The sequence below is a fragment of the Bradyrhizobium australiense genome, assembly GCF_013114825.1.
Lineage (GTDB): Bacteria > Pseudomonadota > Alphaproteobacteria > Rhizobiales > Xanthobacteraceae > Bradyrhizobium > Bradyrhizobium australiense.
In genome coordinates this window covers 45,529-59,634 of the sequence record NZ_JAAVLX010000011.1, presented here as the reverse complement: position 1 = coordinate 59,634, position 14,106 = coordinate 45,529, and the positions used below count along the sequence as shown (strand labels likewise).

The following is a 14,106-nucleotide window of genomic DNA, read 5'->3' as shown; positions in this document are numbered from 1 at the left end:
GTCAGATCTCCCGGCGACGAATGAAGCGCAGCGTAATGATTACCACAACGAGCAGCACCGGAAGCATGAACAGCGAGATGGCGGCGCCATGCGACACGTCGCCGGACACGATGCCGGTCTGAAAACCCGCAAATCCCAGTACGGAGGTTGCGCCGACGGGACCGCCCATGGTCAGCAGGAAGACAATGGAGAGATCGGTAAACGTGAACACGATGCCGAAGATCAGGCCGATGGCCACGATTGGCAGGATCATCGGCAGGATAATCTGGTAGTTGCGACGCCAGAAGCCGGCGCCGTCGACCGTGGCCGCATCGATAATGTCCTGCGGAATCGCGGTGATGCCCGCGAGGAAGATCACAATGGCAAATGGAAAGAAGCGCCAGGCGTTGATAATGATCACACACAGCATCGCGAGGTACGGATTGCCGAGCCAGTTCGGCGCATCCTCGCGAGTGACGATGCTGGCCGCAATCAATGTCCAGTTGATCACGCTATAGAGCGAATCAAACATCCACTGCCAGGCGATTGTGGCGAGCGCGACCGGCACCGCGAAAGGCAGAATGATGAGCGCCCGCACGATCTTGCGGCCGGGGAAGGGCCGCAACAGCAAGAAGGCGCCGAATTTTCCGAGCACGAGGCCGAGCAGTTGCGACCCGAACGTGAAGATGAAGGTATTACCCAGGGTTTGGAGGAAATTTGGGTTATCGATAATCTGCGTGAAATTCGCGAGACCAACAAACTGCCACGTTGGATTGTAAATCGTATAAGCACTGACCGAATAATACATGGCGAGAAGAAGCGGCAAACCGACCAGTAGCAGGACGTAGATGATCGCCGGTGCGATCAGGATATTTTCGAGCACCTCCCGCCGGTCCAGCATGAAATGAAGGCGGGAGACCGGCTTGGTAACAGGTTCTGCGATGACGGCCATTGGTGAAATCTCGGTTCAGTGGCGACTGGTGCGATTGCCGTTTTTGTCGAAATGGCGGAGCGCGCTGTTCTTCACGGCGAACGGATGCCACTCACCGGGCCGAATACGTTCTGCTGCCACGTGGGCCGGCGGCAACTTCGCCGTGATCGGCTGCTTTGAATCGAAGCCGTCCATCACGCCGTATACGATTCGCTCGGACCCCAGATATTCGGAGCGGTCGACACGAAACGAAAATTCGGTCGCAGCGCCGTTTTCGATCATATCCGTGGGCAAGAAATTCTCGGGACGGAAGCCGAGATAGCCGCCGCCGTTGTGGGTGACGATATTCATTGGCGGCGCGCCGACAAAGGTCGCGACAAAAAGGTCGGCGGGGTCGTCATAGATTTCCTTCGGTGTGCCCACCTGCCGAACCCGCCCGTGGTCGATGACTGCAATCCGGTCGCCCATCCCCATCGCTTCCACCTGGTCGTGAGTCACGTAAATCGTGGTGAGGCCAACGCGCTGCTGAAAGTTTTTGATCTCCTGTCGAGCCGAGGTGCGCAATTTGGCGTCGAGATTGGACAGCGGCTCGTCGAGCAGGAGCGCAGTCGGCTCGCGCACGAGGGCGCGCGCGAGCGCAACACGCTGGCGCTCGCCGCCGGACAACTGCCGCGGCCGGCGGTCGAGAAGGTGGCCAATACCAAGCAATTGCGACGCCCACTGGACCTTTTTTTCGATTTCATCCCGGGGCAGTCGCTGCGTGCGCAATGGAAATGCGATGTTGTTGCGCACCGTATAATGCGGGTAGAGGCCGTAGCTCTGGAACATCATCGCCACGCCGCGGGCGCGCGGCGGGATGTCGTTGACGATGCGGCCGCCGATCAGAAGATCGCCGCTCGTCTGTTGATCGAGCCCGCAGATGATGCGCAGGAATGTCGTCTTGCCGCAGCCTGATGGGCCGAGCAGCACCATGAATTCGGCGTCCGGCACCGTGAGCGAAATACCATTGACGGCGGTGATCTCGCCGAATGTCTTGACGATATCCCTGGTCAATACGGCAGCCATTGAACCTCCCAGGATCAAGGCGTGGCGCTACTTCCGCCAATCACTCGATGCAGCACTCAATTCGTTTTGCCAACAGCCAGAACCGTTGCGGGTATCCCGGACCGCGCACGACTGCGCGGTCCGGGTGGCGGCAATCAGGTCTTGCCGTGCCATTTCTTGAAGATGGCTTCAGCCTGTTGCGTGGCCCACTTGACCGATTCTTCCGCGGTCATGGCGCCGGTCGCTGCTTTCGCCATCATGTCGCAGATGACGAAATCGTTGTAGACCTCGTCGACGGCAGGCCAGGACGGCCCCGGATATCCGGGAGACGCCGACCACTCGTCCGAGTTCTGCAACACCGCGAGCTTGTCGTTCGGCGTCGAGGTCGGATCGTTTGACAGAATCGGCATCGGCTTTGGCACGAGGTTGGCGAAGCAGGGATTGTTGTACCCTTCGCTCGCTTTGAAAGCTTCGGGCCAGTGATCGGCGTAGTATTTGAGGAACTCGATCGCGCCTTCCTTGTTCTTGGCAAATTTCCAGATACCGTAGAATTCGGATGCGCCGCCCATGATGCGGCGGGCCGGTCCCTTGGGAGGCTCCATCACGAACGTGTCGTCGGCGCCTTTCTTGTTGGCTTTCTGGTATGTCCGATAGGCCGAGATCGGATTGACGATCAGCGAGCCGATCCCCGCAACTAGATATCGGTTGTTGCTCGAATCGTCCCATGACAGCACTTCTGGCGACATCGCTTCGTTGTAGAGCGCGGCGACGAATTTTACGGCTTCGACCGTTTCTTTGCTGTTGAGGACGATACTCTTGGCTTCGGCATCCTGAAGAGCGCCGCCGAAACTCCACAGCAGGCCGCGCCACGTCGTATTTGGGTCGTTGCTGTGCCCGAGCGAAATGCCGATCGGATGGCCTTTGGCTTTCAGCTTGGCGCCGCCGATGCGCACATTGTCCCAGGTATCCGGCTTCATCCCGATCTCATCCCACATGCTCTTGCGATACATGGAGGGAAAGTTGATGTAGAAATCGGGGAACGCTGACCAGGTCTTGTCGTCCTGATTGTAGCCGATCTGCCGGCCAATCACGCTGACCTTGCCGTATTTCTTCTCGACGGACTCGACCAAGCTCGTCACGTCGACGAGGAATTTACGGTAGAGGTGCGCGCCGCCCGCGCCATTCCATCCGAACAGGTCATGACCAGATCCCGCCGATGCTTCCGCGGCCGCGCGAGCGGCAACGTTGGCGACGGGAATGTGGTCGACGGTAACCTCGATCTTGTTCTTCGAGCCCCAGTCCTTCGTGAAATCGTCGAACCACTTGTCGTACTCCGGAACGAAGTGGCTCCATTGCACGATGGTCAGCGTCTTGGTGTCGGCTAACGCCGACGACACGAATGGCGCGGAAATCAAAGGGGCAACACCGGCGGCTCCAAGCGTAAGGCCCGTTTCCTTCAAGAACCGGCGCCTGGTGACACGCGGAATTCTGCTTATCTCCATATCCGTCCTCCTCTCGTAGTTCAGTTGGACGAGGCGGATCGGGATGAGAGGATGCCTCGTCCACTGGATTATGTTTTAGGTCACTGGCAAGGTGCCGGAATGAGCCGCAATAACCATCTGTCGCCGCCTCATTTGCGCGCAAAGAGCCATCGATAGAACGGGAGCATCGACGGCAGCAGGTTGCACAAATCTAGCAATCGTCACCAGTCCATGATGCAAGGTCTTCCGCTTTGCCTTATCTCCGTTATTCATACATGCCTGCAGCGCTAATATCCTTCCCGGTGTAGTCAGTGATCAGCGCTGTCGCGACCAGCGTAATGACCTATGGCGCCGGGCCGCCCGCGATGACGGGCGCGGGCTGATAGATGTTCGGATGGCGAGAAGGGATGTCGACATTGAGTGTTGCCATGAGCAGCTCCTCCGCAACACCCCCCAGAGCCAGATCGGAATAGGCTCTTTTTCGCAGAACGCATTGTTCGGTTAAGTGTTCCGGTCGATGCCGATAGACTTTAGCTGCAGAGATCAGCTCACCATATCGCAGTGCGATATAATCCCTTCCAAAGGCAATAAACTCCTGGCCCCCCAAGTTCAGCCCATCCCAGGTGTGGATTTGCCGACGCTGCGTCCTGAATTTCTATTTTTTGGCTGGCTTGGCGTTGCCAGTCTAGCAGTCAACGCTGTCTGCTTCCGATTGCTGGATATCCCGAAAACGGCGGCAAACTTTCGATCACCTTATGAAAAGCGCTATGAAAGCGGGCTTCCGGCATTGGAAACGATAGGGTTATCCGTAGGCACGGGCGCCAGTTCGCTGCTATTCGCGTCACCCAGAAATTCATCGAGCGTGGCCTGTATCTTTTCCTTAACGGAAGGGGGACCACGGTCGCTCATATCAGTATGCTGGAACGGTGTATGAACGATATCGATGTCGTCCGCCCCGGCCTGCTCAGGGGTCGGCAGCACGCCGGGATCGGTTTTGAAACGCGGGTCTTTCGAGCGAAGGGACAGGATCTTCAGCTTGTGGCTGAGCACGAAGGGAACGCGCAAATTATCGAGGGTGATCACCTTTGATACCAGTTCGGGATGTTGCTTGGCGAAGTACATCGCAACGTCTCCGCCATTGGAATGTCCAACAAGCGTCAGATGACTGTAGTCCGCGTTCGGCTGCAATTTTTTCAATTGCCCAAGTACAAACAGAATGTTGGCTTCATCTTTTTCATACACTCCGCGCCGGCCGACGTAGGGCAGCCCGACCTTGGTTATCAGCGGCGGATCACTCGGAAGGTCTTGCTGAATGCTGGCAACCAGATAACCCCGTGCAGCAAACACGTTGGCCAGGAATGAATACTCAGTGTTCTTGACAGTATTCCCGTTGCTGATGATCGCTACGGGAAGCTTCCAATAGCCTGCATTGGCCTTCATCTCATAGTCAGTACGTACGGCAAGATCGACAGCGACAGGCCGCTGTCGAGCGGCATCGAAAAGGTTCAGCGGATCGTGCCGAATGCCCCATTTGCTAATTCCAAAATACACGGCGCCGGTGAGGGCACAGAGGCATGCCAATATAGCAACTCCCCTCTTCATCGTTCCATCCCAATCACTTCTATTCAATAGATGGTGTAAAAAACGCGCAGGCGGCGAGGCCGTACCGCTGGCCCAAAATTAAATTTATGAAAGTTGCTGAGCTCTGGTCAGCGGCACGGTGTCTGAGGTCGCAACCAGGTAAGGATCGGGAAGTCGGCGGGATTGATCCGATTGCCGGAATATGCGCGACCTGCCCCTCCAGCGGCTGCCCTACTGAGCAGGCCGCGGTTTCGGGGCTGGCACCCGGCAAGCTTGCCGATACCTGAATGGTCAGGGCAGCGTTGCGACCGGCAGCAGCGGATATGCCACCCGACGAACAGAATGCTGGCCATACGACGTTCCGATCGGTACCGGATTAACGGAAAAAAGATGTCCTCGTGCGTTCCTGAAGATCCAACGAACGGCTGGAGCATCTTTTCCCGAACGCAGGGAGCGTCTTCGAAAACTGGCGCACGAAGGCGCTCTTTCTTGCATGCCAATCGGCGATCGCGGATCAGTCTTCGCTTGCCCTCCGGCGTAACCGGCGTTGTTACTCACTCGATGGCGGATTTGCCGTCGGCGCAGTTAACGACCAAAAGCTCGACTATGGCCATGAATGCGACGGCAATTCCTATTCCAATGCAGAAGTGCATGGCCCTTGTATGAGCGAAGCCCAGCACCCAAGGTGAAACGATTAGCCAGACTCCAAGCAGAACGTTTAGCCATTCCTTCCAGTTGGCGTAGGCAAAGATGGCTGAGATCGCGGTCACAGCAACGGCCGCGCTGCTGGCCAAGATGTCTATCCTCGCATTTTGCTGCGCGTAGGCGAAAAGCCACGGGGATACGAACAGGAAGGCAGCGAAGGAAAGGTTATAAATGTCCAGAATCGATTCGCTGCGCCAGTTCGATAGTTTCGTTGCTGACATTTGAGAGCCTCCATTTCGTCCGAGCGAGCGGTACGCCCCGGGGCAGCTATGTTTGAAGCCTCTTCTTCATCGTGACCGCACGTATTTTCCGTAGATCCGGCGGGGCGATCTGATCAAAAATCAACGCAAGCTGCTGATCATCGGCATTTTCATTCGAAACGTTGCTGGGAAGGGGAACCGGAAGCCTGAGCCGTCCACCTGTCTCAACCCGAGTTACGAGTATCCGCCAAGTCATTCCAAGCGGTGGCAAACCCAAGGGCTCTCGGGACTCGAACGGAACCAAGCCGCGAAGTCTGTGGACGCGCTCCGGATGTCTCTCAAACCAGACGCGATCGGTCTCTGAGACCGGTCCACCACGTTCGCCGGCTTTGTCACAAAACGCGTTAACGGGTTTCGGATCTTTCATGTCCGTTACCTGTTTTCAGTGTCCAATTCAGCGCAGGAGCAGACGCCATCACCTCGCAATACGATCAACCAGCTCACAAATAACTCACATGCGCATATTATATCGTGTTACGATATAATATCAAGCTGCATCGCGGTCCAATTCAGGCTGCCCTTGTCGTAACGGGCGGTTGGGCTAGCTGATGGTTATGCTGCGTCGCAACCGGTCGATGCCACGCACATAAGCCACCTGTGGCGTCTTTCTCGACTATTGCTAAACGCTGCCGAGCAGTTTCGAAACTTTGCGAAGCATTCGACTTGAAGAGCCAAGGTGCTTAAAGTGAATGGCGGCCACCCTCTGCAAGAGCAATTGACCTCGTTTCGTGAGGGTCACCAGCACGCGCCTTCTGTCGTGCACGTCGACCGTCCGTTGCAAAAGCCCGAGTTTTACCATTCGATCCACGAGTTCAACCGTGGTGTGATGTTTGATGAGCAAAAGTCGGGAGAGCTCACCGACAACCATCGGTGTTTGACTAGAGAAGCCTTTTACAGCAAGAAGTGCCTGATATTGCTGCGAGGTTATGCCCGCGTTCTTGGCCTTCATGTCGCTAAAAGCAAGGAAGAGTCTCAGCCTGTAGCGAAATTGGGCAAGGGCTTCGTAGTCGACGGTGTTTAGCGTGTTTCCCCTTCTTTTGCTGCTCTCAGGTCTACGCGGCCGCAATCGCTTTCGTTTTTCAAACAGAACCATTTTTATGACCTTGTGTTGTCAATGTCTCGGCTCGCGACGCATGCGATTTTAAGGTCTGCGCCAGCTGACGGTTGAGACGCCGACGATACCTATCTGCTCGCAGAAATGAAGATTACTCGCTTGGTGAACGTAGCAATCGTCGGATTATCTTCTGAAGCGCTAGCGACATTCGGGTATTCCTGCGGCGCGTCGAGCTCTCCAAGGCTTCTGCGACTTCGATCTTCGAGATTTCACCTGTTGAGAATCCTCGAAATGATATCACGACACATTGCGGATAGAGAATTGCCGGTGCGGAGCGGACGCAGAGAAAAATTTTTCCTCTCGTTTCGGCTTTGCCGTCATTCCGTCTATCCTGGAAAGATCAATTTGGTCAGGTCCTCGCGGCGGTTCTGTCATCCCTTCCGTACGGGCGGAGACGGATTTCCTGGATAGACCTGCATTCCTCAGGACCGTCTCATGTTGCAAGGCAAAATGCCGGAACATTTCGTGACACGACATAGTAAGGCGCGCACAATCCAACCAAAGTCACACGTTAGAGGCGTCGCTCAAGGAAGAGGAACGCCCCTGCGCTGCGGAGGAATATCGTGAGAGTAGTGCGAACACTCCACCACGGCCGCAAGAGCAGCCATTTTCAACGCCGCCGGATTTCGCTCGCCTTTAGCCGCGCATGCAAGGATGTGAGACGCAATCTCAGCTTTCATTGCCGACGTTCGCTTGGGCTCTGGTATAGTTAGCGTGGCCTGGTCAAGCACGGACTTCATCAACTCGATCAGTTCGGGCTGAAAAATCGCTCCGGTTGTGCTCATGGTCATCTCCCGTCTCAGCCTGGGCTCATACTGGCGTTCGGAGAAAGCAACGTCCAACCGCACCGCGCACTGTGCAGTTTCGTACCAAGCGCATGGCCCTCTCACTTTCTGGGCGACGGGCCCAAGCCCCAGCGTCTGGCGTTCGCGCTGTCGCCCACATACACGCTGATGACGCAAGGGGTTTAAGCAACGATTGGCCGGTCCGCATCTCCGGTACAGGACTCTGGACCAAAGCTTCGATGGAGATCGGGTGTGCCGCCCGGAAGTTCGAGCTCTCGAGGCGGAGAGGAGTACTACCCGGGATGCGATCCGGGCGCCGATGCTGCTGCGCCGAAGGGCTTGACGCGTTGCCATTGGGGGCGGCCCGTCGGAACGACCTCTCAGGCACAGTGTTTTGATGAAAGGCGCCAGAAACAAACAAGGAGTTTCCATGAAGGCCACCACTTTTACGATTCTCGCGATCTTTCTCGCTTCGTCGGCCTATGCGGCGGAAAAGCCAAGCCAGACCTTCCTGAAGAAAGCGATCGAAGGCAACTATGCCGAGGTCGAGATGGGAAAACTCGCGCAGCAAAAAGGTCAAAAAGACAACGTGAGCAAGTTCGGTCAAATGCTTATGGATGATCATACCGCTGCAAATCAGAAGGCGATAGACGCAGCAAAGTCGATGGGCATGACGCCGCCGGACGGACCAAATGCCAAGCAAAAGGCCGATTACGACAAAATGTCCAAAATGTCCGGCGCCCAGTTTGACCGCGATTTCGCAACGCACATGATCGCTGACCATCAGAAGGATATTGCGGAATACAAAAAGGAGGCAAAGCAGGCTGACGCCGCCGGCGAGTACGCTAGAGGTCAGCTCGACGTCTTACAGAAGCACCTTGAGGCAGCAAAGTCGCTCCGCTCGAGCAGTGTGAAGAACCGTTAGCAAACAGCCATATCTCTCGGGATGCCGGAGCTCGCGGATGTAGCCCGTTGCTTCCGAGGATCGGCGTCAAAGGCGTGTGGTGCTATTTGCCCAGAATGTGCCCGGTCAATAGGAGGTCCGGGTGGCAGGACTGCGTCCTTGTCCGAATGCGATTGTGAGTCCAACACACTGGCCGTAATCAGGAACGTTCCGTGTCCATGACTGAGAAGAATCCGGCAGCGCCTGCCGAACCCGGCTTGCAGCCGCTTCCGAACATTCCGTATCCGACGCTGCTGAGGGGCCAACCCGCGCTGGTCACCGGCGCCAATTCCGGGATCGGAAAGGCGGTGGCGCTCGGCCTGGCCGCGGCAGGGGCCGACGTGGTAGTCAATTATGTCACAAACCCTCAAACCGCGGATGAAGTCGCCCACCAGATCGAGGCGCTTGGCCGACGGGCGATCGCCATTAGGGCCGATGTCAGCCGCGAAGAGGACGTGGTTGCGATGTTCTCGCAGGCGGTCAAACATTTCGGCACGTTGCATGTGGTCTGCAGTAATGCCGGCCTGCAGCGGGACTCGCCGTTCGACCAGATGACGATTGAGCAATGGAACACGGTCATCGGCGTCAACCTGACCGGCCAGTTCCTCTGCACGCGCGAGGCGGCGCGCGAATTCAAACGGCGAGGCGTCGTCGAGACAGTTTCGGTGGCGGCCGGCAAGATAATCTGCATGAGTTCGGTCCACCAGGAAATCCCGTGGGCGGGCCACGCCAACTACGCGGCATCCAAGGGCGGAGTAATGCTGTTGATGAAGACCATCGCTCAGGAGCTTGCGCCATACCGCATCCGAGCCAACAGCATCGCACCCGGCGCAATCAGGACGCCGATCAATACGGCGGCCTGGAGCACGCCGGAAGCCTACAAGGAACTGATGACGCTGGTGCCTTACAAGCGGATCGGCCAACCAGACGATATTGCCCGGGCGGCCGTCTGGCTCGCCTCCGACGCCGCCGATTACGTGACCGGAGCGACGTTGTTCGTCGACGGCGGCATGACGCTTTTTCCGGGGTTCACGACGGGCGGCTGACGCCCTCGGCTGGTCGCGAACAAACGGAAGGGACGATCTGAAATCGTCCCTTGCCGCCCCCGTCAGTTCAGTTCATCCATTGGCGAGCGGCACCGCGACGAATCGCGTTGCGTCCGCGGTCTTGACCCGCATCAAGACGCTGCGCTTGCCATTTTCGCCAGCCTGCCCGAGCGCCGCACGCACGTCGCCGACGTCGGCAACCGCTTTCCCGCCGACCTCAAGAATGGCGTCACCGGCATGGATACCGCGTTCGGCCGCAGGTCCACCGGGTTCAACATCCGTTACGACGACGCCCTTCTGACCCGATCCCGCAACCTCGTTGGCCGGCGCAAGGCTAAGGCCAAGATGAGGGGTTGTGGACGTGTGATCAGATCCGTTCTCTTTGACATTCGCCTGCCGGTCATTCGGCAGTTCGCCGAGGCTTACCGTCTTCGATATCGTTTCGCCATTGCGAAGAACGTCCAACTGTGACTCGCAAGCTACGGCTTGGCAAGCCAGCCCTCGATCATCACCGACAAGCAGCGAGACCGGCGCGGGTCTTGCTCCCAACCAAAATATCGAAAACAACCCCATGCAAAGTAGCTGGGCAGTCGCCGGCGCGCGGGATGCGTTGAGCGACGCCGCAAAGACGTTGACACGTCGGGCAAATCAGCAGGACAAATCCGTCATCGCACCCACGATTGCGTGTCTGCACCTGTCAACCTCGGCGGCGGAAAAATTATTGCTGGACCTTCGATCTGACCAGGTCCTCCGGTGTTCAATCGTAGATTCGGCGGCTTTATCCCAAGAAAGGCCAAATAGCGCGATGCGCCCTCTATCATCGAACGGCCAACGGTCGACGACATTTCGAAATGTCGGCTCTGCACCGATAGGGGCTCTTATCGCGAACTCGCACTTTGACCCAGCTCAGACGGTGCCCAGCCTACGCGACTTCGGAAAGGAGCTCTCTCGCGGCTTCCTCGACGTCATAGCCGAAGATCCATCTTCCCGCCGACGTCCAACTTGCCAGCTGCTGCTCTCTCTCGGAGGCATTTCGGTGCTCGGAGCGATAGAACCTACCTGCTTCGCGCGAGATAGCCTGCACTCGGCTCGTGCGCTCAATTCGCAGTCGTTGATATGCCCTCAGCCGAGCGGGCACCTGTTCTGTGGCGGCATGCTCTAACAAGACCGCAAGAGCAAAGCCGTCTTCGATCGCCTGACCAGCGCCTTGTCCAAAGTGTGGTACCATCGGATGGGCGGCGTCCCCAAGCAGAGTCATCCGAGCCGTCGACCAATACGGCAACGGTGCCCGATCATAGATGCCCCAGCAAAACGTTTCATCCAGCGCGCCGATCATCTGCAAGACAGGAGCGTCCCAGTCCGAATACTCCGCAGCCAGCTTATTGAGATCGCCAGGAGCTGACCAAGTCTCCACGCACTCCCGATCGGTCGGCACAAATGCCACGACATTGATGAGGCGTCCGCGCGAGACCGGATAACAGATGAAACTGCGACCCGATCCGATCCACATCTTCAGCGAATTGAGATTGTTCGCCCACGGCAGCCGCTCGGCCGGGATCACGCCTCGGTACGCCATGCAGCCTTCGCTCGTTGGGCGTGTTTCCAGGCCGATCTCGCGTTGACCGACGGAATGGATACCGTCGGCTCCGACGAAGATGTCAGCCTCGATGGTAGCTCCGCTGGCGAAGGTCAGCCGCACCCGATCGCTCGTCTCTTCCGCCCTGACGCATCGATGACCGAAATGGAGCGTCCCTTCGGGTTGCGCATCGATCAGCAGGCTCACAAATTCGGCCCTGTGAACGGTGTAACCGCCGGCATTGCCGGCCGGCGGGGGCGTTGTTGCCCGGGAGGAGGTCGTGACGGGCACTCCGTGATGTGACAGCAGCATGAGGCCATTATTGGCGGAGCCGATGGTCTTGAGACAGTTTTCCAGGCCGATCCTGTTCAGCAAGCGCACCGCATTTGCGCCGAGCGCAATTCCGGATCCAATCTCGCGGAATGCAGGGGCCTGCTCAAACACGGCCACGTTCAAGCCTCGTGCCTGCAGAGCCAGGGCAGCCGTCAATCCGCCAATGCCTCCGCCGGCGATAGCGACTTCAAGCTTGCGGCGCATCGTATGCCTCAACCGCGGGAAGCAGGAATGCTGAGTGAGTGGATCCCGCGCACGAAGAGAACTCGCGTCATGAAAGTAAAGATCTTGCGCTTGGTCGTTGGATTATCAGGGTGGAAGGAGCGCCCTGGCCTCCTCAGACCGGTCGGAATCAATGGCCCGTACAAATAGAAAACGGGATAGCACCGAGATTTGCGCGTCCGCGCTGCCATCTTGGCCAATGACGATGAGTCCCGCTCCGCCATTAGCTATTGTTAGAATGACCGGCTCGCCCTTCCACGTCTTGATTGGCTCCATCCCGACGATGAGAAACTCACCGATCGGTTGGTCAAAATATTGCAGCCTCAATTGCAGGGCAACCTCTGCTGCCGCGAGTCCAAAACCAAGCTGCTGCGCGCGAGCATAAATGCCCGCGAGCGGCGCAGTATCATTCTGAAAGCCGAGTTCGGCTGCTGACATTGCAAAGAGGTCCACTTTGCGCTTCGTGGGGCTCAAGGAAAAGGCCGGTCGAGCGATAACTTCCGCCGCCAAGCTTCCGATACCGCAACCCACCGCATCTAGTGCGCTCGTTAGAGCGAACGAATCCGCAAACGTCCCCACCGTAATCGTCTTCCAGACCGGAACATGGCGGACGGATCTAATCGGAATTGGCGGCGCTGCGGTTGTGGGGATGTTCTTGAGCTTAAGTTGGTTCTGCAAGACATCCCGTGCCGTGCATTGAGCTCTCGCGTCGCTCGCCAATAGAAAGCTATGTGCGGTGCAGAGCATCGCAGTCGCGAGGGTGTGCGCTCGTTTTGCCGTGCGCCAACCGGCCCCGGCCTGCCGGCCGTTTCCTTCTAGTTTACGGCTCATTCGCATTCCTCAATCGCTGGAACTAGGTGCGCTGACGATGTCGCCGAAGTACACCCATTGGGTGCCATCGAAACGCGCCATTCGCGCTTGACGCCAAGGAATGCGATCGTTCGGCGAGATATTCACCTTCACGCCCGGCAGGAACATTGGAAGCTGAAGATCGCGAACGTTTGTGGCCTGTCTGAGCAGATTTTCACGCGTGAGGTCGTTACCACAGCGCCTCAGCACTTCCTCGATCATTTGAGCTGTTGAATAGGCCAAGATCGCCCCCGGGTCGTCATTGGTCTCCCCCGGCATCCATTGCTTCAGGAAGGCGAGGTAATCCTTCACGGCAGGATCATCGGCCCATGTCGGATCATCGAGCGACTTGACCCAGCGTGCCGTCACCGCCCCGCGAGAGGCCTCGAGTCCCGCGGGCCGAAGCACCGTTGGAATGTCGCTGACACCCGAGAGCAGGATGTGTTCGACCTTCCAGCCGAGCTCGTGGGCCTTTCGGATCGACTGCGCCGCAAATTTGGGCGACGATGCATGGAACAGCGTGTTTGCGCCGGACGCCTTCAGCGCCACGATCTGCGAATCGACGGTCGGGTCCGCCACGTCATAGGCGGCTTCCCTGACGATCATGGTTGAAACTTCAGCTCCGAGAGCCGTCCGAAACGCGCTGAGATTGCCTTTGCCGAGATCGTCGTTTTGATAGAGCACGGCAACCTTGGCGCCGGGCTTCGAGCTCAACAGATAATCGGCGTAGAATTTCATCTCGACGGCCTGCGACATGAAAAACGTCGTGGTCCATGGCAAATTTTCCGGATCATGAAGCTTCGGCGAGCTAGCCAGAATCAGGATTTGTGGAACCTTGTTAGCGTTGAGATATTTCGCGACAGCGAGGTTTGTTGGCGTGCCGGTCGATCCCACGATCGCAAGGACGCCATTATCCTCCACCAGCTTCCGCGTTTGCTCGACGGTCTTTGGCGGCGAGAAGGCATCGTCGAGCGAAATCAACGTGACCTTGCGGCCGTTGATACCGCCGGCCTGATTGATTTTCCTCACGTAAGCCGCCTCAACGCGGCCAAAGATGGCCAGCGCCGAGAGCGGCCCCTTGTAGGGCACCGTCTGCCCGATCCTTATCTCGGTATCTGTGACCCCCGGTCCATAGCTTTTTTGGGAAAATGCCTCCGAAGGGACTGCTGCGGCCAACAGGGCCGCGAGAACCAGAGAACGCCTCATGGACGCGCCTCCATGCTTTGATCCGGTAGCGAATAATGCGGTATGAATGGC

At 57.6% G+C, this 14,106-nt stretch carries 13 protein-coding genes; 2 read left to right on the top strand and 11 right to left on the bottom strand.

All coding sequences use genetic code 11. From position 1 onward, the window contains the following. Position 1: 1 nt before the first annotated feature. From HCN58_RS29225 to HCN58_RS29195, 7 genes are all read right to left on the bottom strand, one after another. Positions 2-931, bottom strand: coding sequence for a carbohydrate ABC transporter permease (locus tag HCN58_RS29225; protein WP_171582827.1), 930 nt, complete (start codon positions 929-931; stop codon positions 2-4). Positions 932-946: 15 nt separating this feature from the next. Continuing rightward, positions 947-1,975, bottom strand: a complete 1,029-nt coding sequence (locus HCN58_RS29220; protein WP_171582826.1) for an ABC transporter ATP-binding protein — start codon at positions 1,973-1,975, stop codon at positions 947-949. 134 nt (positions 1,976-2,109) lie between these two features. Then, positions 2,110-3,456 carry an extracellular solute-binding protein gene (locus HCN58_RS29215; RefSeq protein ID WP_171582825.1) on the bottom strand — a complete coding sequence of 449 codons (1,347 nt, stop codon included), beginning with the start codon at positions 3,454-3,456 and terminating at the stop codon, positions 2,110-2,112. A 744-nt stretch (positions 3,457-4,200) separates the two neighbouring features. Next, a complete protein-coding gene (locus tag HCN58_RS29210) occupies positions 4,201-5,037 on the bottom strand; it encodes an alpha/beta fold hydrolase (protein ID WP_171582824.1) in 837 nt (278 codons plus the stop codon). A 533-nt stretch (positions 5,038-5,570) separates the two neighbouring features. Beyond that, entirely contained in the window at positions 5,571-5,942 is a 372-nt protein-coding gene (locus HCN58_RS29205; RefSeq protein WP_171582823.1) for an SPW repeat protein, read from the bottom strand. Positions 5,943-6,600: 658 nt separating this feature from the next. After that, positions 6,601-7,074 (bottom strand): MarR family winged helix-turn-helix transcriptional regulator, encoded by a 474-nt coding sequence (locus tag HCN58_RS29200; protein ID WP_171582822.1) that lies wholly within the window; start codon positions 7,072-7,074, stop codon positions 6,601-6,603. 545 nt (positions 7,075-7,619) lie between these two features. Further along, positions 7,620-7,880 carry a hypothetical protein gene (locus HCN58_RS29195; RefSeq protein WP_171582821.1) on the bottom strand — a complete coding sequence of 87 codons (261 nt, stop codon included), beginning with the start codon at positions 7,878-7,880 and terminating at the stop codon, positions 7,620-7,622. Positions 7,881-8,310: 430 nt separating this feature from the next. Here HCN58_RS29195 and HCN58_RS29190 point away from each other — a divergent pair, with 430 nt between their 5' ends. Continuing rightward, a complete protein-coding gene (locus HCN58_RS29190) occupies positions 8,311-8,805 on the top strand; it encodes a DUF4142 domain-containing protein (protein ID WP_235983987.1) in 495 nt (164 codons plus the stop codon). A 197-nt stretch (positions 8,806-9,002) separates the two neighbouring features. Then, complete coding sequence (locus HCN58_RS29185) at positions 9,003-9,869, top strand: SDR family oxidoreductase (RefSeq protein ID WP_171582819.1); 867 nt, start codon at positions 9,003-9,005, stop codon at positions 9,867-9,869. 72 nt (positions 9,870-9,941) lie between these two features. On the opposite strand, the gene HCN58_RS29180 is transcribed toward HCN58_RS29185, so the two are convergent. The 4 genes from HCN58_RS29180 to HCN58_RS29165 all read right to left on the bottom strand — a co-directional run bounded on the left by HCN58_RS29180 (position 9,942) and on the right by HCN58_RS29165 (position 14,055). Next, positions 9,942-10,334, bottom strand: a complete 393-nt coding sequence (locus HCN58_RS29180; RefSeq protein ID WP_235983986.1) for a PDZ domain-containing protein — start codon at positions 10,332-10,334, stop codon at positions 9,942-9,944. 457 nt (positions 10,335-10,791) lie between these two features. Further along, entirely contained in the window at positions 10,792-11,982 is a 1,191-nt protein-coding gene (locus tag HCN58_RS29175; protein WP_171582817.1) for an FAD-dependent monooxygenase, read from the bottom strand. A 105-nt stretch (positions 11,983-12,087) separates the two neighbouring features. Continuing rightward, the gene (locus tag HCN58_RS29170) at positions 12,088-12,831 is read right to left on the bottom strand and encodes a hypothetical protein (RefSeq protein ID WP_210266208.1); all 744 of its coding nucleotides are present in this window, start codon (positions 12,829-12,831) and stop codon (positions 12,088-12,090) included. A gap of 9 nt (positions 12,832-12,840) precedes the next feature. Next, entirely contained in the window at positions 12,841-14,055 is a 1,215-nt protein-coding gene (locus tag HCN58_RS29165) for an ABC transporter substrate-binding protein (RefSeq protein ID WP_171582816.1), read from the bottom strand. Between the last annotated feature and the right edge of the window lie 51 nt (positions 14,056-14,106).